The sequence below is a fragment of the Streptomyces sp. WAC00040 genome (genome assembly GCF_056835925.1).
The window spans coordinates 331,053-356,647 of sequence record NZ_JAKQZE010000003.1; the positions used below are offsets into that span (position 1 = coordinate 331,053).

Sequence of the window (25,595 nt, forward strand, 5' to 3'; positions counted from 1 at the left end):
TCGTGGCCTACCCGAAACCGCCGCCGAACCGGCCGGTGTGCCCCCGGACGGGTGGCCCGGCCCGGGGCCGCCCGGTGCTCCTGGCGTCCCGGGCCCGCGGAGCGGCTTCCACCGGCCGGGGGACGCAGCCGGACCGGCGGACGCGCGCATGCGTGGCGGAAGCGGCGGGCCCTTCGGACCGCGCCGTCAGGCGAGCGCGCCCAAGGGGTCGTCGAGGACCGGCTGCCAGGCCAGTTCCGCCGCGCCGACGAGGCTGTTGTGGTCGAGGGAACAGGCCAGGATCGGTACGCCGCCGCTCCTGCCCCACAGGCTGCGGTCGGCGACCACGGCCCGCAGCCGGTCGGGGTCGGCGTCGAGCAGTTCCCGGTGCAGGCCGCCCAGGATGATGCGATCCGGGTTGAGGATGTTGACGAGGCCCGCCAGTCCCAGCCCCAGACGGTCGATGAGCTCCTCCGCCGCAGCACGCACGGACGGGTCGTCGTACTGCTCGCGGAGCAGGTCCCTGGCCCTCTGCAGCAGGGAGACCTCCGGGCCGGGGTTGCGGCCCGCCGCGGTCAGGAAGGCGAGCGGGTCCGTCTCGACATCGAGGCAGCCCCGGCTGCCGCAGTGGCAGGGGCGGCCCTCCGGGTTCACCGTGAGGTGCCCGACCTCGAGCGCCAGCCCGGAACTGCCGCTGTGCAGGCGTCCGTCGAGCACGAGCGCGCCGCCGACGCCGCGGTGGCCGGTGGCGACGCACAGCAGGTGCTGTGCGCCCCGGCCGGCGCCGTGCCGGTGCTCGGCGAGGGCCGCGAGGTTGACGTCGTTGCCGGTGAAGGCGGGTCCCGTGATGCCCGCCGCACTCACTTGCTCGGCGAAGATGTCCCGTACCGGAGCACCGGCCGGCCAGGCCAGGTGCAGCGGGTTCAGCGCGGTGCCCTCGGGTTCCGCGACGGCGGAGGGCACGGCGAGTCCGGCGCCGACGCAGCGCCGGCCGCTGAGGCGCAGCAGTTCGGCGCCGGCGTCGACGACCTCGCCGAGTACCTGGGCGGGGTCGGCCTGGACGGTGACGCAGCCGGGTGCGGTGGCGACGATCCGGCCGCCGAGTCCGACGAGCGCGGCGCGGAATCCGTCGGCGTGCACCTGTGCGGCGAGGACGACCGGGCCGGTGTCGTCGACGGACAGCCGGTGGGACGGGCGGCCCTGCGAGCCGGCGGCCGCGCCGGGCCGGGAGTCGACGCGGATCAGGCCGAGTGCTTCCAGTTCCGCCGCGACGGCCCCGGCGGTGGCGCGGGTGACGCCGAGTTCCGCCGTGAGCACGGCACGCGTCGGCGCACGTCCGGTGTGAACCAGCTCCAGGGCAGGGCCGAGTGCGCTGCGGCCCCTCTCGAGTCTCGTCCGGGTGGTCGTCGCCTTGCCGTTCATGGAGGCGAGTCTCCCATGATCCCGGAGGTGCGAGCGCTGCCGCACGGCGAATCCGGCCGCCTTGAAAGGAACCGGCCGCACCCCCTATCCTCACTTTGTGCCGCTACTAAACAAACTCCGGACAGTCGTTCCGGGCGGACCCGGCGGAGACCCCGCCCCCGTCTCCCTGTCCCGCCTCCGCGTCGCCCTCACCGTCTTCTTCGCCCTCGACGGCTTCCTCTTCGCCGGCTGGGTCGTCCGCATCCCGGCGATCAAGCAGCAGACCGGCTCGTCCGCGAGCGACCTCGGCCTCGCCCTGCTCGGGGTGTCGGCCGGCGCCGTCGTCACGATGACCCTCACAGGACGGCTCTGCCGCCGCTTCGGCAGCCACTCCGTCACCGTCGCCGCCGCCGTACTGCTGTCCCTGAGCATGGCCCTGCCGCCGCTCACGCACTCCGCGCTCGCGCTCGGACTGGTGCTGCTGGTCTTCGGCGCCGCCTACGGCGGCATCAACGTCGCCATGAACAGCGCCGCGGTCGACCTCGTCAGGACGATGCGACGGCCCGTCATGCCCGGCTTCCACGCGGCGTTCAGCCTCGGCGGCATGCTCGGCGCAGGCCTCGGCGGCCTCGTCGCGGGTGGGCTGTCCCCCACCGTCCACCTGCTCGCCCTCACCGGCATCGGGCTCCTGGTCACCGCCGTCGCCGGACCCGTGCTGCTCCGCCACCCCGCGCCCACGGCCGGGACACCGACGGCGTCCGCCGCGCCGCGCCGCCTCGAGGGCCGCACCCGCCGGCTCGTGGTGCTCTTCGGCGTCATCGCGCTGTGCACCGCGTACGGAGAGGGTGCGATGGCCGACTGGAGCGCACTGCACCTCGAGCAGGACCTGAACGCCCACCCGGGTCTCGCCGCCGCGGGCTACTCACTGTTCGCGCTGACCATGACCGTCGGGCGACTCAGCGGCACGGCGATGCTCGAACGGTTCGGCCAGACCCGCACGCTCGTCCTCGGCGGGGCGACCGCCGCCGCCGGCATGCTGATCGGCGCCCTCGGGAGTTCGGTCTGGGTGGCGCTGGCCGGTTTCGCCGTCGCGGGGCTGGGCCTGGCGAACATCTTCCCGGTGGCCGTCGGACGGGCCGGTGAGCTCGCCGGTCCCGGTGGTGTCGCCGCCGCGTCGACCCTCGGATACGGCGGCATGCTGCTCGGCCCGCCCGCGATCGGTTTCCTCGCCGACTGGTTCTCGCTGCCCGTGGCGCTGACGACGGTGGCCCTACTGGCTGCCTGCGCGGCGGCCATCGCGGGCGGCGCTCGGGGTGCCGCCGCAACGGGCGCCGCCCGGCCGCACAATGTCTGACGGCGCCCCCTCGAGAGCCGGGCGGTCCGCTGGCACAATCGGCGTCATGGAGACCTCTGCCCTGATCAAGTCGCTCGTCCAGGAGGGCCAGTTGCTGGCCCTCGCCGCCGAGGAGGCGGGGCCGGACGCCGCTGTGCCCACCTGCCCGGCGTGGCAGGTGCGCCACCTGCTGCGGCACACGGGAATGGTGCACCGCTGGGCGACGGTCTTCGTGGCGGAGGGCTGCACCGAGTACCGCCCGGACGGCGGTGAACCGGATCTCGACGGCGACGAGCTGCTCGAATGGTTCCGCGAGGGCCACGGGCTGCTGGTGGGCGCGCTCAGCGAGGCGCCACCGGACGTGAGCTGCTGGTCGTTCCTGCCCGCACCGTCGCCGCTCCACTTCTGGGCACGTCGGCAGGCCCATGAGACGGCCGTCCATCGCGCGGACGCCCAGTCCGCGGCCGGCGGCGACCCGGGCGATGTCGCGCCGGACTTCGCCGTGGACGGCGTCGACGAACTGCTGTCGGCGTTCCACGCCCGCGGCAAGAGCCGGGTGCGCACCGAGACGCCCAGGGTGCTGCGGGTCAGGGCCACGGACACGGGCGACGTGTGGACCGTACGGCTCTCCCCGGAGCCGCCGCGTACCGGACGAACGGAGGAAGGACCCGCCGACTGCGAGGTCAGCGGCACCGCGGAGCGCCTGTATCTGACGCTCTGGAACCGGCTTCCCCTCGACGCCGTGTCCATCACCGGTGACGCCGGACTGGCGCGGCTGTGGCGGGAGCAGTCGGGCATCACCTGGTCGTAGTCCCGGCGCCCGCTCCGGGGCGGTCGCGATCAGTGACGTCTGCCGCCCCGGTGGCCCTTGTCAGGGCCGCGGGCCGGGACGAGGGGTGCGGACGGTCGGGATGCTGCGGCAGCGCGTTGCATGGCGGTCAGTCGGTGGACGAACCGGATCGCGAGCGCGGCGGCGATGATGTCGACGACCTCGGCGGCGACGAGCAGCTCGGTGGCGGAAACGATGTCGTGCGGCGCCTCGGCCGCCGCGTAGCGGCGTCCCGCCGCGTTCGCCGCGAGCCAGCTCGCGATGTAGGCGACCCACCACAGGTTCACCAGGGTACGAGGCTGGTGCTCGTCCCCTGCGTGCGGCCGTGAACGGCTGGCCGTCCAGACCTGTGCGGCAATGCTTCGGGGGATCCACAGGTTGGCGATCGGAACGAACCACGAGCCGATCGCCCAGCCCGTGCCGCGAGTGAGCACATCAGGCGCCAGCAGGACCGCGTTCTTCGTGACACGGTGGAACCAGATGATGAAGACCAACGCGGTGGCGAAGAAGGCCATCATCTGGAAGGAGGTGGTGAAGTACACGAGCATGTCCGCTTGTTGGCCCTCCTCCACCGTGTACGCGGCGAACGGCTTGGTACCGGTGTCCGCGAACAGGGCGCGCATGTTGAGGACGGCGCCGATCGAGGCGATGTCGGTGAGCACCACGAGACCCAGCAGGACCGTCACGGCCCGCCCCAGCCCGAGCGGCGAGCGCAGCAGCGAGGCGGCCGGCACCGGGGTGGGGGTCAAGGACGCGGGGACTGCCGGCGTTCCTGCCGCCGCCTCGGTGAACACGCAGTCGGCACAGCGGCCTTCCTCGGTCGTCGTCCGGCTACGGCAGTTGGAACACAGCATGGCGGAGCAGCCCCCCGGGAAAGTGAACGGACCGGAACCCTCCCCGGAGGCCCCTCGCGTAGAAGCGAGCGGACGCGCTCAGGCGGCCGCCTGCGGACGGTACGCCGGTACGGTTCCCGCCGTCCAGTGCGAATCTCCGGCTCAACGCGCGCGGACGTCCCGCTGCGGGTCCGGTCCGTCCGTATCGCCGTCGCGTCCCCGCCGGCGGGTCACCGTTGCGACGAAGGCCACTACGGCGCGACCGGAGAGGCCCCCTCCTCGGGCGCGGCCGTGTCCAGTCCCGAGCTCACGGCGTCCCGGTCGTTGACACCGAGGTGCCGGAGGAACGCCCAGCGGTCGAGGTGCTTGCACGCCCATACGGGGTCGTACGCCGCCGTTGGCAGTTGAGGGATACGTTTGCGGCCCGTCTCGTCGAGTCGGTACGGCACGTCGAAGGCCGTGTTCCAACGATCGACCTCCGTGGCGAAGCGCTCTTCCGCTTGCTCGGCCTCGATGCCCAGGTACGAGGCGATCTCGCCCCACGAACTGCCGCGCTCACGCTCGTAGATCACGGCCGAGGCCAGCGCGCGTTCCGCGAGCTCGACGAGCTGGGCCGCCTGGCTCACCCGGCCGCCCGGGCCGGTGTCCGGGTCATTGCCGGTGGGAACCAGGCCCTCGGCACTCTGGGAAACGTCCACGGCGTGGTCGCAGAGGACCAAGCGGGCCAGAGCGGAGCGGGAGAACCTGGCGCGGTCGGCGTCGTAGGGGGTCGTCTCGGTCATGGGCTCAGCGTCGCAGGTCACCGCCGCTCCGGGCACCGGATTTTGCCGCGGAGGGGCTCATCTTCGGACGGCGCGGGAGGTGAGCCGCGTCGCTGCCGCGCGGCGCGCGGTTCATCAGCCGAGCCAGCCGGGGCGTACCAAGCCCGACTCGTAGGCGAGGACGACAAGTTGGGCCCGGTCGCGGGCACCGAGCTTCACCATGGTGCGGCTGACGTGCGTCTTGGCGGTGAGTGGACTGACGACCAAGCGGCGGGCGATCTCCTCGTTGGACAGGCCGATGCCGACCAGGGCCATGACCTCCCGTTCCCTTTCCGTGAGTTCGCCGAGGCCCTGGGCCTCTGCGGGGCCCTTGGAGCGGGCGGCGAACTCGGCGATCAGACGGCGCGTCACACCGGGCGACAGCAACGCGGCTCCCTCCACGACCGCCCTTACCGCGCGCAGCAGTTCCTCCGGTTCGGTGTCCTTCACCAGAAAGCCGGAGGCACCCGAGCGGATGGCCTCGAAGACGTACTCGTCCAGTTCGAAGGTGGTGAGCATGACCACCTTCATGTCCGCCAGGCGCTCGTCCCCGGTGATCCGGCGGGTGGCGGCCAGGCCGTCCATGAGCGGCATCCGGATGTCCATCAGCACCACGTCCGGGCGCAGTTCGCCCACCATGCGCACCGCTTCCTCACCGTCGGACGCCTCGCCCGCGACCTCGATGTCGGGCTGGGCGTCCAGCAACGCCCGGAAACCGGCCCTGACCAGCAACTGATCGTCGGCGAGCACCACACGGATCACGGCGTCTCCTTGGCCTGCACGGGAAGGTCGGCGACGACCCGGAAACCGCCGTCCGGCCGCGGACCGGCCTCGATGGTGCCACCGAGCGCGCCGGCCCGCTCCCGCATACCGATCAGGCCGTTGCCGCTCCCGCCGGCGTCGGAGCCGGTCGCGGGCCCCTCGTCGTCGACCTGCAGGGTGAGCCTGCCGGGCGAGTACGCGAGCCGTACGCGGGCGGTGCGTGAACCGGAGTGCCGCACGATGTTGGTCAGTGCCTCCTGGACGATGCGGAAGGCCGCCAGGTCGGTGCCGGCCGCGAGTGAGGCCGGTTCCCCGACCCGCTCGACGCCGACTGTGAGGCCGGCGCCGGCGGCCTGTTCGACCAGTTCCGGCAGACGGTCGAGGCCGGGTGCGGGGGCGCGGGGGGCGTCGCCGGGGGTGCGGAGCGTGTCGAGGACCTGGCGTACCTCTCCAAGGGCCTCCTTGCTCGCCGCCTTGATGGTGGTCAGGGCGCTGCGGGCCTGTTCCGGGTCGGAGTCGATCAGCGCGAGGCCGACCCCCGCCTGCACGTTGATGACGGAGATCGAGTGCGCCAGCACGTCGTGGAGTTCGCGGGCGATGCGCAGCCGTTCCTCGTCGGCCCGGCGTCGTTCCGCGGCGGCGCGCTCGGCCCGTTCCCGGGCCCGGACCTCGCGCCGTACCCGCACCAGCTCGGACGCGGCGACGATCGCGGCCACCCAGGCGGTGATGAACACCTCTTGGCCCCAGGGCGCGGCGTCGTCACCCGCCGGGGGCAAGTACCGGTACAGCCAGTGCGCGATCAGCAGGTGCCCCGCCCAGAGCAGGCCGATGGCCCACCAGGCGGCGCGCCGGTGCCCCGCGACGATCGCGGCGAAGCACGCGACGACGATGGTGAGGAAGACCGGCCCGTACGGATAGCCGGCGGCGAAGTAGACGAGCCCGACGGCGCAGACGCCGAAGACGGTGGCGACGGGATACCGCCTGCGCAGCAGCAGCAGCGCCGGGCCGGCGAGGAGGAGGACCCGCGCGAACACGTCGAGCGGCTCGCGGGTGTCCTGCTGCCCCTCGGCGGCGAAGCCCGTGCCGACCATGACGAAGACGGCGAGGGCGAGGGTCGACAGCCACGGGATGCGTCCGCTGTCGTGCCGGTCCTCGAAGGCCCGCATCCACGGCGGTCCGGCGCGTGACCAGGGCGGACCTCCGTGGTTTCCGGTGCGCTGCTGTTCCATACGGCCACGCTAGACCGGCGCGGTCCACACGGGCGTCAGCCGGGCGTGGCGGTCACGTGTACTCCCTGGGGAGTACGTAACGGTGGGGCGGCGGCCTCCGGGGTCCCGGCCTCGGCGTGCGAGCGGCACGCCGAGCGTGCGGCGTGCGGGCGGCGCATGTGGGCGGGGGCGCGATGCACGGGCGCATGGGTCCGCGTGCGGGGAGGCGCGACGTGCGGGCGGCGCATGAGGGCGTGGCCCCCTCCCGTTCGCGCGGCCGGCGCCGGGACCCCGGAGCGGGGCCGGATCCCGGAAACCGTGGGCGCGCGTCGCGTTCCGGCGCTGTGGGCCCCGCGCGGGCGGATACCGCGTCAGGCCCCGCGCGGGCGGATGCTTAGCGACGACGGGCCGCCGGCCTCGGCGCGCAGTCCCACCTCGTGGGCGATACGCGTGACGGTGTGCTCGAAGAAGGCCTCCCGGTCCGCGACCACGTTGTTGAAGTGGCCGAAGAGCTCGAAGGAGATCGTCCCGAAGACGTGCGACCAGGCGGCGACCATCGCGGCGACGACGGGCGGCGGCAGGTCGGGGGCGATGTCCGCGGCCATGCGCTCCGCTTCCGCGCGCAGCCCGGCCGGCAGCGGCGGCAGCGCGAGACCATGCGTGCGGTGTGCGTCGCGGACCACGGAGACGAGCGCGAGCGGGACGCGGGAGGCCGCGGCGATGGTGTCCTCGGGTGCGCTGTAGCCGGGGACGGGTGACCCGTAGACAAGGGCGTACTCGTGCGGGTGCTCGAGGGCCCAGGCACGTACCGCGGCACAGGCCGCGGTCCAGCGGGCGAAGTGGCCGGCGGAGGGCGGGGCAGCGGCGAGGGCCGACTCTGCGGCGGCACCGGCGGAGTTGTAGGCGTCGATGATCAGGGCGGTGAGCAGGTCGTCGCGGCTGGGGAAGTAACGGTAGAGGGCGGAGGAGGCCATGCCGAGTTCGCGGGCGACGGCGCGGAGGGAGAGCTTGGCCGCGCCTTCTGCGGCGAGTTGGGCGCGGGCCTCGTCCTTGATGGCAGCGGTGATCTCGGTGCGGGCCCGTTCCCTGGCCCCTCGGATGGTGCTCATGGCGGACACTCTGTCACGTTCGAGAGCAGCAGCCAACAACGAGAGCAGTGCTCTTGCCTTGCCGAGGCCGAGCATGCACACTGATCTCAAGCGAGAGCACCGCTCTCGAAGAGAAGCACCGGTCACGAACAGGGCACCGGACGAACCGGTCCAGCACAGGGGAGAACGCCATGCCGCAGGCGCACTACATCAAGCCCAACCGGTTCGACACCATCCTGAACAACGTGGTCGGCCGGCTCGCCCGCCGGGGCATCAGTCTCATGGGCACGGCGGAGCTCTCCGTACGCGGCCGGACCAGCGGGGAGTGGCGCGCGATCCCCGTCAACCCGCTGCCCTACGAGGGCGGCCCGTACCTGATCTCCGCCCGTGGCCACTCCCAGTGGGTCCGCAACCTCCGCGCCGCCGGCGGCGGGCAGCTCAAGGTCGGCCGGAAGACACAGCGGTTCACGGCGGTGGAGCTGCCCGACGAGCAGAAGCCGCAGCTGCTGCGCACCTACCTCGAGCGCTGGGGCTGGGAGGTCGGCCGCTTCTTCGAAGGTGTCGACGCCCGGTCCACGGACGATGAGCTCCTCGCGGCGGCCCACCGGCATCCCGTCTTCCGGATCACCGTCACCGGCTGACCGCGCGGACACGTGCGGCACCCAGCGCCGAAGGAGCGTCCGGACCGGCGACGCACCGGGGCGGCCGACGCACCGGGCCTCACGGTGGCCGGGGCAACTCACAGGGCCCGGCCGGGGCCGCATGCCGCGGCCGGAGCGCGCGCAGACCGGGACACCTGGCGCACCCGGGCCGGCGGGGCCTCCGGCGCCGGAAGTGAACCGCCTCCCGGGCCGGACCGCCCGCGGGCCACGGGGCCCGGCCGGGAGTGTTCACGGTGTGAGTTGCGACGCCGCCCGCTTGTCCAGGACATCCAGCGCACGCCGTGCCAGCGGGTGCGTGCGCACCAGGCCGGCCAGCGTCGTGGACCCGCGGGTGATGTCCGCGAACGCCTTCCATGCGGGCCGGAAGCCGGTCAGGACCGCGTGCAGCAGTCCCGGCCGCCGTTCGAAGACGGACAGCATCCGCCGCCCGACCGCCATCTCGACGCCGAGCCCGGACTTGACGGCGAACGCGTAGTTCAGCGCCTGCCTGCGCGCGTCGACGGCGTCGTGGGCCTCCGCGATCCGCACGGCCCACTCCCCCGCGAGCCGTCCGGAGCGCAGCGCGAACGAGATGCCTTCCCTCGTCCACGGCTCGAGGAGCCCGGCCGCGTCGCCGCAGACCAGGACCCTGCCGCGGGAGAGCGGCGAGTCGTCGCTGCGGCAGCGCGTCAGGTGGCCGGAGGAGATCGCGGGCTCGAAGCCGGCGAGCCCCAGCCGCGCGATGAAGTCCTCCAGATACCGCTTGGTGGCGGCCCCTTCGCCGCGGGCCGAGATCACACCGACCGTCAGCGTCCGCCCCTTGGGGAACACCCAGCCGTAACTACCGGGCATCGGGCCCCAGTCGATGAGGACCCGGCCCTCCCAGTCCTCCGCGACCGTCGCCGGGACGGGGATCTCCGCCTCGAGCCCGAGATCGACCTGGTCGAGCTTCACACCGACATGTGCGCCTATCCGGCCGGCACTGCCGTCGGCGCCGACGACCGCGCGCGCCAGGACCGTCTCCCCGTCGGACAGCACCACGGCGACCGTGCGCCGGTCCGGCACGGCGGGTCCGTGCTGCTCGACGCGGGACACCGTCGCGCCGGTGCGCAGCACCGCTCCGGCCTTCTGTGCCTGCTCCACGAGACCGGCGTCGAACTCCGGGCGGTCGATGAGCCCGAAGAGCATCCGCTTGGAGCGGCGGGTTCGGGCCAGCCTGCCGTTGAGCGAGAAGGTCACCGCGTGCACCCGGTCACGCAGCGGCAGTTCGAAGCCGGGCGGCAGGCTGTCGCGGGACGGTCCGATGATCCCCCCGCCGCACGTCTTGTAGCGGGGCAGTTCGGCCTTCTCCAGCAGAAGCACTCTGCGGCCGGTCACCGCCGCCGCGTAGGCCGCCGACGCCCCCGCGGGCCCTCCGCCGACCACGACGACGTCCCACACGGGGTCGCCAAGCTCATTTGCCGCCTCTGCTCCGGTGGCATCGTTCTCGCTGCTCACGATGTACTTCTGCTCCCGATCCGACCTGTGGCCCAAGCTCTCGACGGCATCCTACGGCGCGGTCGCCTCCCATCCCTTGTGGGAGGATCGACCACACATTCGCCGTACACACATCGCACAACGTCGTGCCCTCGAGGAGCGTGCCCATGACCGCCGTACCGATCGCAGAAACCGTCGCGTCGCTGCTTCCCCGCGCCAAGGCGGAGCTCGCGGAGCTGGTGGCGTTCCAGTCGGTCGCGGACCCGGCGCAGTTCCCGAAGAGCGAGTGCGAGGCAGCGGCCGCATGGGTGGCGGGCGCCCTTACCGCGGAGGGCTTCACGGACGTGGCTCTCCTGGACACCCCGGACGGCACGCAGTCCGTCTACGGCTTCCTGCGCGGCCCGGCCGACGCCCCGACCGTGCTGCTGTACGCGCACTACGACGTGCAGCCGCCGCTGGACGAGGCGGCGTGGATCTCACCTCCGTTCGAGCTGACCGAGCGGGACGGCCGCTGGTACGGACGGGGTGCCGCGGACTGCAAGGGCGGCTTCATCATGCACCTGCTCGCGCTGCGCGCCCTCAAGGCCAACGGCGGCGTGCCGGTGAACGTCAAGGTGATCGTGGAAGGCTCGGAGGAGCAGGGCACGGGCGGTCTGGAGCAGTACGCCGAGGCCCACCCCGAGTTGCTGGCCGCGGACGCCGTCGTCATCGGCGACACGGGCAACTTCCGTGTCGGCCTGCCCACGGTCACGGCGAGTCTGCGCGGCATGACGCTGCTGCGGGTGCGGATCGACACCCTCGGAGGCAATCTGCATTCCGGGCAGTTCGGCGGCGCCGCCCCGGACGCGCTGGCCGCACTCATCCGGGTGCTGGACTCGCTGCGGGACGAGGACGGCTCGACGACCGTGGACGGGCTCGTGGCGGACGCGACATGGGACGGACTCGCCTACCCGGAAGAGGACTTCCGCAGGGACGCCAAGGTGCTCGACGGGGTGGGTCTGATCGGCGAAGGCACGATCGCCGACCGGATCTGGGCCCGGCCCGCGGTGACCGTGCTGGGCATCGACTGCCCGCCCGTGGTCGGCGCGACGCCGTCGGTGCAGGCTTCCGCGCGGGCGCTGATCAGCCTGCGGGTGCCGCCGGGCCAGGACGCGGCCGAGGCGAACAAGCTGCTGACAGCGCACCTGGAGGCGCACACGCCGTGGGGCGCGCGAGTGGCGGTCGAGCAGATCGGCCAGGGGCAGGCGTTCCGTGCGGATGTGACGAGCCCCGCGTACGCGTCGATGGCCGAGGCGATGAAGGTGGCGTACCCGGGTGAGGAGATGCAGGCCTCGGGCATGGGCGGCTCGATCCCCCTGTGCAACACGCTGGCCGCTCTCTACCCGGAGGCGGAGATCCTGCTGATCGGCCTGAGCGAGCCGGAGGCGCAGATCCACGCCGTCAACGAGAGCGTGTCGCCCTCGGAGCTCGAGCGGATGTCGGTCACGGAGGCGCTGTTCCTCGGCAACTACGCCCGGTCGAAGCGGAGTTGACCTCCACAGATCTGCCGAGAGCAGAGACGCGTGCGGCGGGCAGGTGCGCCTGCGTAGGTTCGCCGCATGGACTTCATCCAGGTGTCTCCCCGGCTGCACATGTTCCGCTTCCCGATCGGCCAGGCGTACGTGTGGCGCGACGGTGACGATCTCACGCTGGTCGACGCGGGGCAGGCGGGCTGCGCACCGCTGATCGAGGAGGCGCTGCGCGGCGCCGGGCTGGACCCGGCGCGTGTCCGGCGGATCGTCCTGACGCACTGCCACCGCGACCATGTGGGCGCGGCCGGGGAGTTGGCGGAGCGATACGGCGCCGAGGTGCTCGCGCACCGGTTGGACGCGCCGGTGGTCCGGGGCGTCCAGCCGGTTCCGGAACCGGTCCTGCTGGACTGGGAGCTTTCGTTGTACGAGCACGGGTTGACCGTGCCGCCGGCGCCGCCCACCCGGGTGGACCGTGAACTGGAGGACGGCGACGTGCTGGACTTCGGTGACGGTGCCCGGGTGGTGCACTCCCCCGGGCACACCGACGGCTCGATCGGCCTCCATCTGCCGGCCCACGGGGTGCTGTTCACGGGCGACTGCGTCGCCGGTGTCGGCGAGGTGATGCTGGGGGTGTTCAACGTGGACCGGGCGGCGGCGGTGGCGTCGATGCGCCGCCTCGCGTCGCTCGCGCCCTCGACGGTCTGCTTCGGGCACGGTGAGCCGCTCACCGAGGACTCGGCCGCGATGCTGCTGGCCGCGGCGGAGGCGGCCACCTTCTGAGGCCGGCGGCCGGCGGCACGATGGTCGTGCGACGCGCCGGCGGAGGCCGCCTCACGTCCGCTCCTCCCGGTCGCGGGGTCCGGCGGGCACACCGGCACCGTCACGGGCGGTGAACCACGGGCGTCCACCGTCAGGGGAGGTGGGCCGTCAGGAGCCGCCCACCGGGACGCCCGCCTCCAGGTTGAGGACCGTTCCCCGCTCGCGGGCCCGCAGCGCCCAGCGCAGCCGCTCGTAACGGTGGGGCGGGAGCATGGCGGCCGCTTCCTGTTCGGTGGCGAACTTCCAGCCGCGCAGTTCGGAACCGGGGAGCAGTACGCGTCCGGCATCGCCATCGGGGAGCCGGCCGCCGTCGAACAGCAGCCGCAGTCCGCCGTAGCCGGGCGGCTTGGGCGGCTCCCAGTCGACGACGAGCAGCCTGGGCACCTCGGCCAGTTCGATGCCGAGTTCCTCCGCGACCTCCCGCATACCCGCGCGGGCGGGTGCCTCGCCGCTCTCCACGACGCCGCCGGGGAACTCCCAGCCCGGCTTGTAGGTCGGGTCGACGAGGAGCACACGCTCGTGTGCGTCGAAGAGCAGTACACCGGCGGCGAGGGTCTCGGCCTCGGGTTCGGGCGTCTGGACGATATCGCTGACCGGTGCCGCGCCCGTGCGTACGGCTTCGGCGACGGCTGCGGCGACCGCCCGGGCGCCGACGCGGCTGTTGTCTATCACGTGCGCGTCGCCCGCGAGCCAGTCGAGCGCGGCCTGATAGCGCTCGATGTTGCCGACGGCCCACCGGCGGACGCGTTCGCTCTCCTCCGCGTCGCCCGGGAATGCTTCACGGGCGGCTATCCGCTCGCGCAAAATCGTTTCAGCAGGTGCCAGCAGCACATGCCGCACCGCTATCCGGCGAGCGGCGAGGCCACCGAAGATCTCGTCACGGTAGTCCTGGCGCAGCAGGGTCATGGGCACCACCAGCACGCCGCCCAGCTCGGCCAGCAGGGCGGCCGCCGTGTCGACCACGAGCCGCCGCCAGATGGGCAGGTCCTGGTAGTCACCCACCTCGGCCAGCCGCTTGGCCGGCAGTAGGTGGCGCATGCCCGCGCCGATCAGTTCGGGGTCGAACAGAGTGCTGTTCGGGATCAGGTCGATCAGTTCGCGTGCGGTACTGCTCTTGCCCGCTCCGAACGCACCGTTGATCCAGACGATCACGGGTCCCCCTCTTCCGTAGCCCACAGTGGATTGCCCGCAACACCCTGCCACGCAAACGCGGTACCGGAACCGGTTGGCCGGTCAGGCACTCCAACTGTGGCCGGGCCGTGACACCTGCCGGGGACCGTCGTTGGAGCGGGAGAGACGAGGGAGTGCGTCATGCGCCGCACAGTGTTGGAGAAGTTCCCGGCGGGTGATCCGCGGGGCAGTCGGCAGGCGGAGGAGTACGCCCGCCACCGCAGGAACGAGGGTCTGGCCGCGGAAGTCGTGATGGACCTGGACTCGGACGCGTTCCTGGTCGTGGTGCCGCAGCAGCAGAGCTCGGAGCGGGACTGGTGACGGCCGTCGGGGCTCAGCCCTTGGTGGAGCCAAGCGTGAGCCCGGCGATGAAGTTGCGCTGGAGCAGCAGGAAGACGACGACGGCGACAAGCTGCCCATCACCTCGGCACTGAACAACCTGCGCGGCCAGTTCTTCACGGACTCCAGGAGACGAGGACCAGCGCCCCCAGGAAGTCGTTGTACATCCAGGTGAACTGCAGCGTGCCCAGCGCCGCGAGCGCGGGCCGGCACAGCGGCAGCGTGACCCGCCCGTACCGGGTCCACACGCCCGCGCCGTCCACGGTCGCCGCCTCGAGGATCTCCTGCGGCAGGGTGCGCATGAAGTTGGCGAGAACAAAGACGTAGGACCCGGCCCGGAAGCCGGTCTGCACGAGCAACACGGCCCATTACGAGTCGAGCATCGTCATCGAGTCGGACATCCGGTAGGGCAGCGGGACGCGGTGGAACAGCACGCACGGCGGGGTGACGACGACCTGCTGGAGCAGCAGGTCGTCCGCGGTGAGAGACAAGAGCCCGTCCGGCGGGGAGGGGCGGGGCACCCCTCCCCCGCAGGATCGCAACGCCCCCTCACCGGGGCCATGCCATGCAAGGACGACACAAGCCAAGCCCCGCGAGGCGCACCACCTGCCCGGCCGCCCCCGAAGGGGCGACACGCCCCGCAGGGACGTCACCCCCTACCGGACCACCCCCACTCAGCCACGCCCCGCCGGCACCGCCGCCTCCCCCCGCCCCAGCATCGCCGCTGCCGCCGCGCCCACCAGCCCGGCGTCCGTGCCGGTCATCGCAGGCACGACGGTCAGCCGCTGGACGAAGGAGAGCGCGGCGTAGTCGCGCAGCGCACGCCGCAGCGGGCCGAACAGGACGTCGCCCGCCCCGGCCACTCCCCCTCCGACCACGGCGATCTCGATCTCGACGAGCGTGGCGGCGGCGGCGATCCCGGCGGCGAGCGCCTGGGCGGCGCGTTCGTACGAGGCGGTGGCGACGGGGTCGCCGGCGCGCGCCGCCTCCGCGACGGCTGCGGCGGACGTGTCTGCGCCGGGACCGGGCCGCCAGCCGTTCTCGAGAGCCCGGCGGGCGATGTTGGGTCCACTGGCGATGCGTTCGACGCAGCCGCGCCCGCCGCAGGGGCACAGGTCGCCGTCGAGGTCGACGCTGATGTGGCCGATGTGCCCGGCGTTGCCCGTCGGTCCGGCGTGCGGCTTGCCGCCGAGCACCAGGCCGCCGCCGACGCCGGTGGAGACGACCAGGCACAGCGCGTTGTCGTAGCCGCGTGCGGCGCCCTGCCAGTGTTCGGCGGCGGTCATGGCCACGCCGTCGCCGACGAGGGTGATGGGCAGGTGGCGGCCGACGGCGTGCGACACCCGCTCGACGAGGGGGAATTCACGCCATCCGGGCACGTTGACGGGGCTGACCGTACCGGCGGAGGCGTCGACCGGGCCGGCGCTGCCGATGCCGAGCGCCGTGGCAGGGGCCCACAGCGGTGAGGCCGTCAGCTCGGCCAGGACGTTCTCGACCGCGTGCATCACCGTCTCGCCGTCGTCGTGGGCGGGGGTGGGGCGCTGGGCGCGGTGGAGAATCGCGCCGTTGCCGTCCACCAGCGCGCCGGCGATCTTGGTGCCGCCGATGTCGAGAGCGGCGACGAGGCTGTTATGCATCGGTACGGGATCCCCCGGGAGCTGTCGGACCTGCGGTTTCCATAACAGTCTCCATTCCCCTGACAACGTTGTCCAGGGCCTATGCTCGACGCCACACGCTACAAATACGAAGAACGTGACCGCCAGACCCATAAGGACAGCGCACTGTGGCCGATTCGACCCGTCCCCCGACGCCTCCGGGCGGCCCCCGCGGCCCCGAGCCCCGCTACGGGAACCGGCCCACGATGAAGGACGTGGCGGCACGGGCCGGTGTCGGGCTGAAGACGGTGTCGCGGGTGGTCAACGGCGAGCCGGGTGTCACGCCGGACACGGAGCGCCGGGTGCAGGAGGCGATCGAGTCCCTCGGGTTCCGCCGCAACGACAGCGCGCGTGTGCTGCGCAAGGGCCGTACCGCCTCGATCGGCCTCGTTCTGGAGGATCTCGCCGACCCGTTCTACGGTCCGCTGAGCCGCGCGGTCGAGGAGGTCGCGCGGGCCCACGGGGCGCTGCTCATCAACGGTTCCAGCGCCGAGGACCCGGAGCGGGAGCAGGAATTGGCGCTGGCCCTGTGCGCGCGCCGGGTGGACGGCCTGATCGTGATTCCGGCGGGCGACGACCACCGCTATCTGGAGCCGGAGATGAAGGCGGGCGTGGCCACGGTGTTCGTCGACCGTCCGCCGGGCCGGATCGACGCGGACGTGGTGCTGTCCGACAGCTTCGGGGGCGCGCGGGCCGGTGTGGCGCATCTGATCGCCCACGGCCACCGCCGTATCGCCTTCATCGGCGACCAGCCGCGCATCCACACCGCCGTGGAGCGGCTGCGCGGCTACCGGGCCGCCATGGAGGACGCGGGTCTGGTGATCGACGACTCGTGGGTGGCCCTCGGCTCGACGGCTCCCGAGCGGGTCCAGGATGCCGTGAAGTCGGTGCTGGCGGGCCCGGAGCCGGTCACCGCTGTCTTCGCCGGAAACAACCGGGTGACGGTGACCGCCGTACGGGTCCTCGCCGGGCACGACCAGCGCGTCGCCCTCGTCGGGTTCGACGACATCGAGCTCGCGGACCTGCTCGGGATCACGGTCATAGCCCAGGACGCCGCGGCGCTGGGGCGCACCGCGGCGGAGCGGCTGTTCCGCAGGCTCGACGGCGTGAACGACGAGCCGGTCCAGGTGGCACTGGAGACGGTGCTCGTGCCGCGCGGCTCCGGCGAGATCCCGCCGCCGTCCTGACCGGGCGGGCCCGGGGGACGGCAGGGGGTCAGCAGACGGGTAGGCCCGGTACCGGATCGTCGTTGGCACCGCCCTGGACGTAGACGTCGCTCACCCAGACGTTGCGGTTGCCGCTGTCGTCGTCAGTCCTGGCCCACCAGACATTGGTCCACTCGCCGGAGGTCTCACGGCGGCCGAGGTTCGCCTGGCAGTAGAAGTAGTTGATGCCCGCGTTCAGGACACCGACCTGGGCGCCGCCGTCGTTGTAGGAGTGCGCGGTCTTCCACACCTGGCAGTTGTACTTGCCGGCGCCGATCGCGTGGCACGCCGGCGCGGGCTCCGCGTCGCCGCCGCCCGTCGTACCGGCCCCTCCGGTCGAACTCCCTGCGGTGGAACCGCCCGTGGAACCCGGGGACGCGGCGCCTTCGGAGCCGCCGGCCCCGTCGCTCCCGCTGCCGCCGGTCGATCCTCCGGACTCCGATCCGGCCGCCGAGGCGCCCGGCACGGGCGCTTTCGAGGAAGGCGACGGTGACTTCCTCCTGTCCCTGCCCTTGTCGTCGGTCTCGCTGCCGGTGGTCGGGGACCGCTCCCCCGCCGGGCTGGTGCCCGGCGTGTCACCGGATGGGCCCGCTGCGGCGGAGGGGCCCGCGGCCTCGCCGCCCGCGAGTCCGCCGCCGATGCTGCTGCCGTCGTTGCCGACGAGCCCGTATGTCACGCCGCCGCCTGCGAGCAGGACCGCGGCGAGGGCAGCGGCGATCATCACCTTGCCGCGACCGGGCCGGACCGGCCGCCCGTCGGTACGTCCGAAGGGCTCCGCGGATCCGGCGGCACCCGCCACCGGTGAGCCGGCTGCCGACTGACCGTACGACTCCCCGAGGCCGGGCATCGCACTGCCTGCGGAACCGGGTCCCGGCGGCCCGTACGCCGCCTCGGATCCGGGCACCGCACCGCCCGCGACAGGCCCGGACTCCGCAGGGCCGAAGCCCTGCGGCTGGTACGGCGCCGCGTCGAGCACGGTCGGGATCCTGGGCGGCGCCTGTTCCCGCGGTCCGTCCGGCGGGGGCACGAGCGGCGCCGTGTGTCCGGCGGGATCCTCACCGGCTGCGACGGCCGACAGCATCCGCGCCGCGGCTTCGGCGTCCGGCCGCTGCGCCGGATCCTTCTGCATCAACTGCCGCAGTACCGGCCCGAGCGGACCGGCGCGCCGGGACTCCGGCAGCGGCTCGACGACGATCGCGGTGAGCGTCGACCAGGTGGAAGTGCGGCGGAACGGCGACGAACCCTCGACCGCCGCGTACAGGGTGGCGCCGAGCGCCCACACGTCGGAGGCCGGGCCCGGATCGTGGCCCTGGGCACGCTCGGGTGCCAGGTAGTCGAGGGAGCCGACGATCTCGCCGCTGCGGGTGAGACGGGACGTGAAACCGTCGCCGGGATCGTCCATGGCCGCGATGCCGAAGTCGGTGAGCACGATACGGCCGGAGCGGTCCAGCAGGACGTTGCCGGGCTTGACGTCCCGGTGCAGCACGCCGGCGCGGTGCGCGGCGGCGAGCGCCTCGAGGACCCTCGCGCCGATGCCGGCCGCCTCTCTCGGGTCCATCACGCCGCGGGTGTTCAGCACGTCGTCGAGCGAGGGGCCGTCGACGAGTTCCATCACGATGACCGGCCGGCCCTCGTGCTCCGCGACGTCGTGGACGGCGACGACCCCGGTATGCCGGACGCGGGCGGCGGCCCGCGCCTCGCGCTGCATCCGCACGGTCAGGTCGGCCAGTTCGGGCGCCGACGAGTCGGTGTACGTGCGCAGTTCCTTGACGGCGACCTCGCGCCCGAGCACCTCGTCGACCGCCCGCCAGACGACGCCCATGCCGCCGCGGCCCAGTTGTTCGACCAGCCGGTAGCGCCCGGCCAGCCGCTCGTTCTCCCCCGTTGACACCGCTGCCCCGCTCCTCGCTCCGGAAGTGACGGATCACAGACTAGAGGGGCCAGCGCGGTGCCGAGGCCGGGTGTTATCCGGCTGTGGCGGTCAGGTCGCCGCGCCGCGGCCGGGCGAAGCTGTCGAGACCGGCGCGGTCGAGGGCGGTCAGTCGGGTGACCTCCGCCTCGTCGAGGGCTCCGCAGTCGATGCCGCGCAGCAGGTAGGAGCTGAGCGCCTTGGCGGTGGCGGGTTCGTCCATGACGTCGCCGCCGACGTGGCCGGCGTAGGCGGCGAGGCGCGCCGCTGCCTGCTCGAAGCCCTCGCGGTAGAACGCGAACACGGCGGCGTACCGGGTGGGAAGGTGGCCGGGGTGCATGTCCCAGCCCTGGTAGTAGGCGCGACCGAGGGCACGACGGGTGAGGCCGTAGTGGAGCCGCCAGGCGTCGTGGACCTTCTCGGTCGGTCCGACGGGCAGCACGTTGGTGGACCCGTCGCACACACGTACCCCGGTGCCGGCTGCGGCCACCTGCATGACGGCCTTGGCGTGGTCGGCGGCGGGGTGGTCGCTGGACTGGTAGGCCGCGCTGACGCCGAGGCAGGCGCTGTAGTCGAAGGTGCCGTAATGGAGTCCGGTGGCCCGTCCCTCGGCCGCGTCGATCATGCGGGCGACGGTGGCGGTCCCGTCGGCGCCGAGGATCGACTGGCTCGTCTCGATCTGGATCTCGAAGCCGATGCGGCCGGGTTCCAGGCCGCGCGCCTTCTCGAACTCCTCGACGAGTCGCACCATGGCGGTGACCTGCTCGGTGTAGGTGACCTTGGGCAGGGTCAGGACGAGCCCGTCGGGCAGTCCTCCGCGTTCCATCAGGCCGGTGAGGAAGATGTCGAGGGTGCGGATGCCCCGGTCGCGTACGGCGGCCTCCATGCACTTCATCCGGATGCCCATGTACGGGGCGGCGGTGCCCTGTTCGTACGCCTCGGAGATCAGCCGCGCGGCGCGTGCGGCGGCTGCGTCTTCATCGGCCCCACCGGCCCCCGTGTAGCCGTCCTCGAAGTCGACACGCAGGTCCTCGATCGGCTCGCGCTCCAGCTTGGCGCGAACGCGCGTGTACACGGGCTCCGCGAGTTCGTCCGTGAGGCCGAGGACGCCCGCGAAGGTGCGGGCGTCGGGCGCGTGCTCGTCGAGTGCGGTGAGTGCCTGGTCGCCCCACGAGCGGATCGTGCCGGCGGCGAAGTCGTTGCCCGGGACGTAGACGGTGTGGACGGGCTGGCGGGTGCCCGGATCCCCGGGGTAGCGGCGGGCGAGTTCCGCGTCCACCGTCGCCAGGGAGGCGCTGATGCCCTCGCTGACCGCGCCCGCGAGGCTCGTCGCCACCTTCTCCTGCTGACCCATTCCCACACCCTCCGCACACTTCGGGATCCGTGGTTTCCGCATCACGGATTCAACATTCTGTTGAATGAAGTTAATGGGCGGCCGTGATCTGCGTCAATGGTCCCCCGGAACGGGCCGGGGCCGCGCGGTGGCGAACACCGCGCGGCCCCGGGCCGGAAGACAACCTGCGGATCAGCCCTTGCGGGTCTTGACCTCTTCGGTCAGCTGCGGGACGACCTCGAAGAGGTCGCCGACCACGCCGTAGTCGACCAGGTCGAAGATCGGAGCCTCGGCGTCCTTGTTGATGGCCACGATGGTCTTCGAGGTCTGCATGCCGGCGCGGTGCTGGATCGCGCCGGAGATGCCGGAGGCGATGTACAGCTGCGGCGACACGGACTTGCCGGTCTGGCCGACCTGGTTGGTGTGCGGGTACCAGCCGGCGTCGACGGCGGCGCGCGAGGCGCCCACGGCGGCACCGAGGGAGTCGGCGAGCGCCTCGATGATCGCGAAGTTCTCGGCGCCGTTGACGCCACGGCCGCCGGAGACGACGATCGCGGCCTCGGTCAGCTCCGGGCGACCGGTCGACTCACGCGGGGTGCGGGAGACGACCTTGGTGCCCGTGGCCTGATCGGAGAACGACACGGTCAGCGCCTCGACGGCGCCGGCGGCCGGGGCGGCCTCGACGGCGGCCGAGTTCGGCTTGACCGTGATGACCGGGGTGCCCTTGGTGATGCGGGACTTGGTGGTGAAGGACGCGGCGAACGCGGACTGCGTCGCGACCGGGCCCTCGTCGCCGGCCTCGAGGTCGACGGCGTCGGTGATGATGCCGGAGCCGATACGGACCGCGAGGCGGGCGGCGATCTCCTTGCCCTCGGCGGAGGACGGGACGAGCACGGCGACCGGGGAGAGCGCCTCGTACGCGGCCTGCAGCGCGTCCACCTTCGGGACGACCAGGTACTCGGCGAACTCGGGGGCGTCGGCCGTGAGGACCTTCACCGCGCCGTGCTCGGCGAGCGCGGCGGCGGTGTTCTCGGCACCGGAGCCGAGAGCGACGGCGACGGGCTCGCCGATGCGGCGGGCCAGCGTCAGCAGCTCCAGGGTGGGCTTGCGGACGGCGCCGTCCACGTGGTCGACGTAGACGAGAACTTCAGCCATGGGACTTCTTCTCTCCTGCTTGCGAAGTATGAAGGGGGCGGTAGAGGGCCGAAGCCTCTAGATGAACTTCTGGCTCGCGAGGAACTCCGCGAGCTGCTTGCCGCCCTCGCCCTCGTCCTTGACGATCGTGCCGGCGGTGCGGGCCGGACGCTCCGCGGCCGAGTCGACCTTGGTCCAGGCGCCCTCGAGGCCGACCTCTTCCGCGTCGATCTCGAGGTCCTCGAGGTCCAGGGACTCCACCGGCTTCTTCTTGGCGGCCATGATGCCCTTGAAGGACGGGTAGCGGGCCTCGCCCGACTGGTCCGTCACGGACACGACGGCGGGCAGGGACGCCTCGAGCTGCTCGCTGGCGGTGTCGCCGTCACGGCGGCCCTTCACGGTGCCGTCCTCGACGGAGACCTCGGAGAGCAGGGTGACCTGCGGGACACCCAGACGCTCGGCGAGGATCGCCGGCAGCACGCCCATGGTGCCGTCGGTGGAGGCCATGCCGCAGATGACCAGGTCGTAACCGGTCTTCTCGATCGCCTTCGCGAGCACCAGCGAGGTGCCCATGACGTCGGAGCCGTGCAGGTCGTCGTCCTCGACGTGGACGGCCTTGTCGGCACCCATGGACAGCGCCTTGCGCAGCGCGTCCTTCGCGTCCTCGGGGCCGACGGTCAGCACGGTGACCTCGGCGTCGTCCGCCTCGTCCGCGATCTGCAGCGCCTGCTCGACCGCGTACTCATCCAGCTCCGACAGCAGGCCGTCGACGTCGTCGCGGTCGACGGTCAGGTCATCGGCGAAGTGCCGGTCGCCGGTGGCGTCGGGCACGTACTTCACACAGACAACGATCCTCAGGCTCACGCCGGCTCTCCTACTGCATCGTCTCTACTGGACTGCCTTGTGAACGCAGCATAGGCGTCCGATGGGGCGGATCCCGGTCGGGGCGGGCCGCGCTCCGAACGAAATATTACTCGTCAGTACACCCAGTGTGTTCCCGCTAAGCAAGCGCTTTGCACTGTGACCTTGACAACGGAGCGTCCGCCGCCTCCGCCAGTTCACTCCCGCAGAGCGGTGAAGCGTCCCTGGTGGTACAGAAGTGGCCGGCCGCCGCCCGCCGGATCCCCGACGACCACCTCGGCGATCACGATGCGATGGTCACCCGCGGGCACCCGGGCCACGACACGGCACACCATCCAGGCAAGCACACCGTCCAGCACGGGGACACCTTCCGGACCCGCGCGCCAGCTCGTCGGCGGCGCGAAGCGGTCGGCGCCGCTGCGGGCGAAGGTGGCGGCCAGCTCGCGCTGGTGCTCGCCGAGTATGTGCACGCCGACATGTCCGGCCTCCGCGACGACGGGCCAACTGGAGGAGCCGGTGCCCACACCGAACGAGATCAGCGGCGGCTCGGCCGCGACGGAGGTGAGCGAGGTCGCGGTGAATCCGACCGGACGCGGGCCCGCAGCGGTGATCACCGCGACACCCGCGGCGTGCTGCCGGAAGACCGAGCGCAAGAGGTCGGGAGAGGCGAGCTGAGCGGCGCCGAGATCGGGCGAGGCCGTCATCGAGTGTTCCTTCTTGGGGAGCGGGCTATGCGACTGCGGCTGCACGGGCAGCCTGACAGCGAGCGCTCGCGTCACGGGAGAGATCGGCATGAACCCGCCCGTCGAGAAGGAGTTCTGGATGCACGGAAGCCAGCCTGTCGATACATGGCGTGCACAGTCAAGTGCGCACCGGAAGGTGCGACCAGGGTCACGGGCGTCATATCGCCCGCCCCAGTGCGGCGATGACATCGGCCTTGCGGGGCGTGCCGGACGCCCTGGTGACGATCCGTCCGTCGGCGTCGAGGACCAGCACGGTCGGCGTGCTCTCGATGCCGAGTTCGCGCACCAGGGCGAGTTGGTCCTCGGCGTCGATCTCGACATGGACCACTCCGCCGACCATCGCGGCGACGTCGGCGAGGATGCGCCGGGTGGCCCGGCAGGGCTGGCAGAAGGCGGTGGAGAACTGGACGAGGGTGGCGCGCTCACCCGGCGGTCGGCCCAGCTCCGGTGCGCCCAGCCGTCGTTCCGTGTCCTGTCCCCGCACCTTCTCCGCCTTCCGCCGTGCTCCATGCATCCACTTCCCCCAGATGCAGCGTTCCCCACCCGGCGGGGATTCCCGCAGGCCGTCGCCGGTGGCCGGGTTCCCGTCCGTGGAGTGACGAGAATCTCGCGCCCGCGGGCGTCCAGGACTGGTCAGCACGGCGCACATGGGGCACGATCGGCCCAAAGCCGAAAACCTACGGCTGCGTAACTTCCAACCGGGCGAACCCTCCCCGGGCGTGACGAAAGGGTCCTCCCCCCATGGCAGAGCTCGTCTATCGGCCGGTCATCGGCGCCGCTCTCACGATGTTCAAGGCGCTCGACCTGAAGATCGACACTCAGGGGTCGGAGAACATTCCGCGCACGGGCGGAGCGGTGCTGGTCAGCAATCACATCAGCTATCTGGACTTCATCTTCACCGGCCTCGGGGCCCTGCCGCAGAAGCGCCTGGTGCGTTTCATGGCGAAGGACTCGGTCTTCCGCCACAAGGTCTCCGGCCCGCTGATGCGGGGCATGAAGCACATCCCCGTGGACCGCAAGCAGGGCGAGGCGGCGTACACGCACGCGCTGGACTCGCTGCGCTCGGGCGAGATCGTGGGCGTCTTCCCCGAGGCGACGATCTCCCAGTCGTTCACGCTCAAGTCGTTCAAGTCGGGTGCGGCGCGACTCGCGCAGGAGGCGGGCGTCCCGCTGATCCCGATGGCGCTGTGGGGTACGCAGCGGCTGTGGACCAAGGGCCGGCCGCGCAACTTCAAACGCTCCCACATCCCTGTGACCATCCGCGTCGGCGAGCCCCTCGAGGCGCCCGCCGACCAGTACGCGGGAGCGATCACCCGGCGGCTGCGCGAGCGTGTCCAGGAACTGCTCGAGGCCGCGCAGCGCGCCTACCCCGTACGCCCCAGGGACGCGGCCGACACCTGGTGGGTGCCCGCCCACCTCGGCGGCACGGCCCCCACGGCCGCCGAGGTCCGCGAGGCGCACTGAGCCTGCCCGATCGGGCAGGAGCCCTTGGTACGCACACGGGATCTCACCGCAGTACTGGGGTCTTCCGTTCGGATCAGGCTGGATCAGGGAGCGGGGTCCGGCACGGACGCTCGCCGCGTCGTCCCAGCCTGATCCGAACGAGAGGCCCTAGCTGTTGACCATGTCCCGCGTCTGGGCGTAGACGGTGCTGTCCGTCGTGACAGCGTTGTGGCCCAGGCATGCCGTCCTGGTGTTGGCCGCTCCGGACAGGGACACACTGCTGTCAGGGTTGATGATCGTGTCGCACGGGGACCACCAGGTGGCGTAGCGGGGGGTGCCCGGCGTCTCGTCCCCCGAGTTGAGGTCGGCCAGGAAAGCGGAACCGATGCGCATCTCGACACACGACGCGTCGATGCAGGAATTGGCCCAGTCCGTGCCGTGGTTGGGGCCCGCGAGGGACACCCAGGCGTCGATCTTCGAACTGCCGCCGAGGTTCTTCGCGTAGTGGCGGGAGGAAAGCCCACCCATGGAGTGCGTGATGACGTCGACCTGTGAGGCTCCGGTGGCGGCGAGAAGGCTGTCGATTTCGCCCGCGAGCTGGTGCGCCGTGGTCGCGTTGGACTGGCGCCAGTCGTAACTCCACTGTTTCACATGGCTGACGGGCCACCCGTCGTTCTGGAAACGGTCGGCCATGGTGTTCCAGATGGAACCGCTGGAGTTGTAGCCGTGGACGAAGATGATCGGATTGCTCGACGGGCGGTAGCCGGACGGAGCGGCCGCGTCGGCCGGCGCCTGGCCGACCACGAGGAGCAGGGCGGCAGCAGGCACGGCGGCGCCGAGGATCTTGTTCATGAGACCTCACGTCGGGTGGGGACGAACGAATGGGTGCCTGCCGTTGGGAACGGCATGGCGTAAAAGCGAGAGAGGTCCGTCGACGCACGAGGAGCGGCTCCCGGATTGCGGGAGCGACCGAGCAGCGGATGAGCGGGTTTCCGCAGGCCGCAGGGCACAGGTGCTCTGCCGGGTGAGCGCATATTACTGGCGGGTTTCGGCCAGCCGTCAAGAGGCCTGCATGGCCGAATCCGATCAGTTGCCGCCGGCGCCGAACGACACTGCGGCTCCC

At 72.2% G+C, this 25,595-nt stretch carries 24 protein-coding genes and 1 pseudogene; 8 read left to right on the plus strand and 17 right to left on the minus strand.

Annotation, left to right across the window (positions count from 1 at the left end; translation table 11 throughout):
- Positions 1–186: 186 nt before the first annotated feature.
- A complete protein-coding gene (locus MDN94_RS26875; protein WP_482728483.1) occupies positions 187–1,401 on the minus strand; it encodes an ROK family protein in 1,215 nt (404 codons plus the stop codon).
- 97 nt (positions 1,402–1,498) lie between these two features.
- On the opposite strand from MDN94_RS26875, the gene MDN94_RS26880 reads away from it, so the two are divergent.
- Both MDN94_RS26880 and MDN94_RS26885 read left to right on the plus strand, forming a co-directional pair.
- Positions 1,499–2,734, plus strand: a complete 1,236-nt coding sequence (locus MDN94_RS26880) for an MFS transporter (protein WP_482728484.1) — start codon at positions 1,499–1,501, stop codon at positions 2,732–2,734.
- A gap of 46 nt (positions 2,735–2,780) precedes the next feature.
- Positions 2,781–3,524, plus strand: coding sequence for a maleylpyruvate isomerase family mycothiol-dependent enzyme (locus MDN94_RS26885; RefSeq protein ID WP_482728485.1), 744 nt, complete (start codon positions 2,781–2,783; stop codon positions 3,522–3,524).
- A gap of 29 nt (positions 3,525–3,553) precedes the next feature.
- Here MDN94_RS26885 and MDN94_RS26890 read toward each other — a convergent pair whose 3' ends face one another.
- From MDN94_RS26890 to MDN94_RS26910, 5 genes are all read right to left on the minus strand, one after another.
- Positions 3,554–4,291 carry a DUF4328 domain-containing protein gene (locus MDN94_RS26890; protein WP_482728486.1) on the minus strand — a complete coding sequence of 246 codons (738 nt, stop codon included), beginning with the start codon at positions 4,289–4,291 and terminating at the stop codon, positions 3,554–3,556.
- A gap of 335 nt (positions 4,292–4,626) precedes the next feature.
- Positions 4,627–5,157: a hypothetical protein gene (locus MDN94_RS26895; RefSeq protein WP_482728487.1), complete on the minus strand. Its 531-nt coding sequence runs from the start codon at positions 5,155–5,157 to the stop codon at positions 4,627–4,629.
- A gap of 114 nt (positions 5,158–5,271) precedes the next feature.
- A complete protein-coding gene (locus tag MDN94_RS26900; protein ID WP_482728488.1) occupies positions 5,272–5,937 on the minus strand; it encodes a response regulator transcription factor in 666 nt (221 codons plus the stop codon).
- On the minus strand, positions 5,934–7,166 hold the full coding sequence (locus tag MDN94_RS26905; RefSeq protein WP_482728489.1) for a sensor histidine kinase: 1,233 nt from the start codon (positions 7,164–7,166) through the stop codon (positions 5,934–5,936). The genes MDN94_RS26900 and MDN94_RS26905 overlap by 4 nt, the downstream gene beginning before the upstream one ends.
- Before the next feature lie 350 nt (positions 7,167–7,516).
- Positions 7,517–8,254 (minus strand): TetR/AcrR family transcriptional regulator, encoded by a 738-nt coding sequence (locus tag MDN94_RS26910; protein ID WP_482728490.1) that lies wholly within the window; start codon positions 8,252–8,254, stop codon positions 7,517–7,519.
- A 170-nt stretch (positions 8,255–8,424) separates the two neighbouring features.
- On the opposite strand from MDN94_RS26910, the gene MDN94_RS26915 reads away from it, so the two are divergent.
- On the plus strand, positions 8,425–8,874 hold the full coding sequence (locus MDN94_RS26915; protein WP_482728491.1) for a nitroreductase family deazaflavin-dependent oxidoreductase: 450 nt from the start codon (positions 8,425–8,427) through the stop codon (positions 8,872–8,874).
- Positions 8,875–9,123: 249 nt separating this feature from the next.
- Here MDN94_RS26915 and MDN94_RS26920 read toward each other — a convergent pair whose 3' ends face one another.
- Positions 9,124–10,371 (minus strand): geranylgeranyl reductase family protein, encoded by a 1,248-nt coding sequence (locus MDN94_RS26920; RefSeq protein WP_482728492.1) that lies wholly within the window; start codon positions 10,369–10,371, stop codon positions 9,124–9,126.
- A gap of 146 nt (positions 10,372–10,517) precedes the next feature.
- On the opposite strand from MDN94_RS26920, the gene MDN94_RS26925 reads away from it, so the two are divergent.
- Positions 10,518–11,882, plus strand: a complete 1,365-nt coding sequence (locus tag MDN94_RS26925) for a M20/M25/M40 family metallo-hydrolase (RefSeq protein ID WP_482728493.1) — start codon at positions 10,518–10,520, stop codon at positions 11,880–11,882.
- Between the two features lie 66 nt (positions 11,883–11,948).
- Positions 11,949–12,641 (plus strand): MBL fold metallo-hydrolase, encoded by a 693-nt coding sequence (locus MDN94_RS26930; protein ID WP_482728494.1) that lies wholly within the window; start codon positions 11,949–11,951, stop codon positions 12,639–12,641.
- A 147-nt stretch (positions 12,642–12,788) separates the two neighbouring features.
- Here MDN94_RS26930 and MDN94_RS26935 read toward each other — a convergent pair whose 3' ends face one another.
- The gene (locus tag MDN94_RS26935) at positions 12,789–13,832 is read right to left on the minus strand and encodes an NUDIX hydrolase (protein WP_482728495.1); all 1,044 of its coding nucleotides are present in this window, start codon (positions 13,830–13,832) and stop codon (positions 12,789–12,791) included.
- Positions 13,833–13,991: 159 nt separating this feature from the next.
- Here MDN94_RS26935 and MDN94_RS26940 point away from each other — a divergent pair, with 159 nt between their 5' ends.
- Positions 13,992–14,171 (plus strand): hypothetical protein, encoded by a 180-nt coding sequence (locus MDN94_RS26940; RefSeq protein ID WP_467658499.1) that lies wholly within the window; start codon positions 13,992–13,994, stop codon positions 14,169–14,171.
- 13 nt (positions 14,172–14,184) lie between these two features.
- Here the strand turns inward: MDN94_RS26940 and MDN94_RS26945 are convergent.
- A pseudogene (locus tag MDN94_RS26945) lies at positions 14,185–14,671 on the minus strand (ABC transporter permease subunit); the annotation flags it as partial.
- A gap of 192 nt (positions 14,672–14,863) precedes the next feature.
- Entirely contained in the window at positions 14,864–15,826 is a 963-nt protein-coding gene (locus MDN94_RS26950; protein ID WP_482728496.1) for an ROK family protein, read from the minus strand.
- A gap of 224 nt (positions 15,827–16,050) precedes the next feature.
- On the opposite strand from MDN94_RS26950, the gene MDN94_RS26955 reads away from it, so the two are divergent.
- Complete coding sequence (locus MDN94_RS26955; RefSeq protein WP_482729093.1) at positions 16,051–17,031, plus strand: LacI family DNA-binding transcriptional regulator; 981 nt, start codon at positions 16,051–16,053, stop codon at positions 17,029–17,031.
- 28 nt (positions 17,032–17,059) lie between these two features.
- On the opposite strand, the gene MDN94_RS26960 is transcribed toward MDN94_RS26955, so the two are convergent.
- The 6 genes from MDN94_RS26960 to MDN94_RS26985 all read right to left on the minus strand — a co-directional run bounded on the left by MDN94_RS26960 (position 17,060) and on the right by MDN94_RS26985 (position 23,543).
- The gene (locus MDN94_RS26960; RefSeq protein ID WP_482728497.1) at positions 17,060–18,940 is read right to left on the minus strand and encodes a serine/threonine-protein kinase; all 1,881 of its coding nucleotides are present in this window, start codon (positions 18,938–18,940) and stop codon (positions 17,060–17,062) included.
- A gap of 73 nt (positions 18,941–19,013) precedes the next feature.
- Positions 19,014–20,312: a DUF6986 family protein gene (locus tag MDN94_RS26965; RefSeq protein WP_482728498.1), complete on the minus strand. Its 1,299-nt coding sequence runs from the start codon at positions 20,310–20,312 to the stop codon at positions 19,014–19,016.
- Positions 20,313–20,483: 171 nt separating this feature from the next.
- Positions 20,484–21,446: an electron transfer flavoprotein subunit alpha/FixB family protein gene (locus tag MDN94_RS26970; RefSeq protein WP_482728499.1), complete on the minus strand. Its 963-nt coding sequence runs from the start codon at positions 21,444–21,446 to the stop codon at positions 20,484–20,486.
- 57 nt (positions 21,447–21,503) lie between these two features.
- Positions 21,504–22,289 (minus strand): electron transfer flavoprotein subunit beta/FixA family protein, encoded by a 786-nt coding sequence (locus MDN94_RS26975; RefSeq protein ID WP_441265833.1) that lies wholly within the window; start codon positions 22,287–22,289, stop codon positions 21,504–21,506.
- A gap of 194 nt (positions 22,290–22,483) precedes the next feature.
- On the minus strand, positions 22,484–22,990 hold the full coding sequence (locus MDN94_RS26980) for a flavin reductase family protein (RefSeq protein WP_482728500.1): 507 nt from the start codon (positions 22,988–22,990) through the stop codon (positions 22,484–22,486).
- A 196-nt stretch (positions 22,991–23,186) separates the two neighbouring features.
- The gene (locus MDN94_RS26985) at positions 23,187–23,543 is read right to left on the minus strand and encodes a TlpA family protein disulfide reductase (RefSeq protein WP_482728501.1); all 357 of its coding nucleotides are present in this window, start codon (positions 23,541–23,543) and stop codon (positions 23,187–23,189) included.
- A gap of 227 nt (positions 23,544–23,770) precedes the next feature.
- Between MDN94_RS26985 and MDN94_RS26990 the strand changes: the two genes are divergently transcribed.
- Complete coding sequence (locus MDN94_RS26990; protein WP_482728502.1) at positions 23,771–24,493, plus strand: lysophospholipid acyltransferase family protein; 723 nt, start codon at positions 23,771–23,773, stop codon at positions 24,491–24,493.
- Between the two features lie 147 nt (positions 24,494–24,640).
- Here MDN94_RS26990 and MDN94_RS26995 read toward each other — a convergent pair whose 3' ends face one another.
- Positions 24,641–25,324: an esterase/lipase family protein gene (locus MDN94_RS26995; protein ID WP_482728503.1), complete on the minus strand. Its 684-nt coding sequence runs from the start codon at positions 25,322–25,324 to the stop codon at positions 24,641–24,643.
- Between the last annotated feature and the right edge of the window lie 271 nt (positions 25,325–25,595).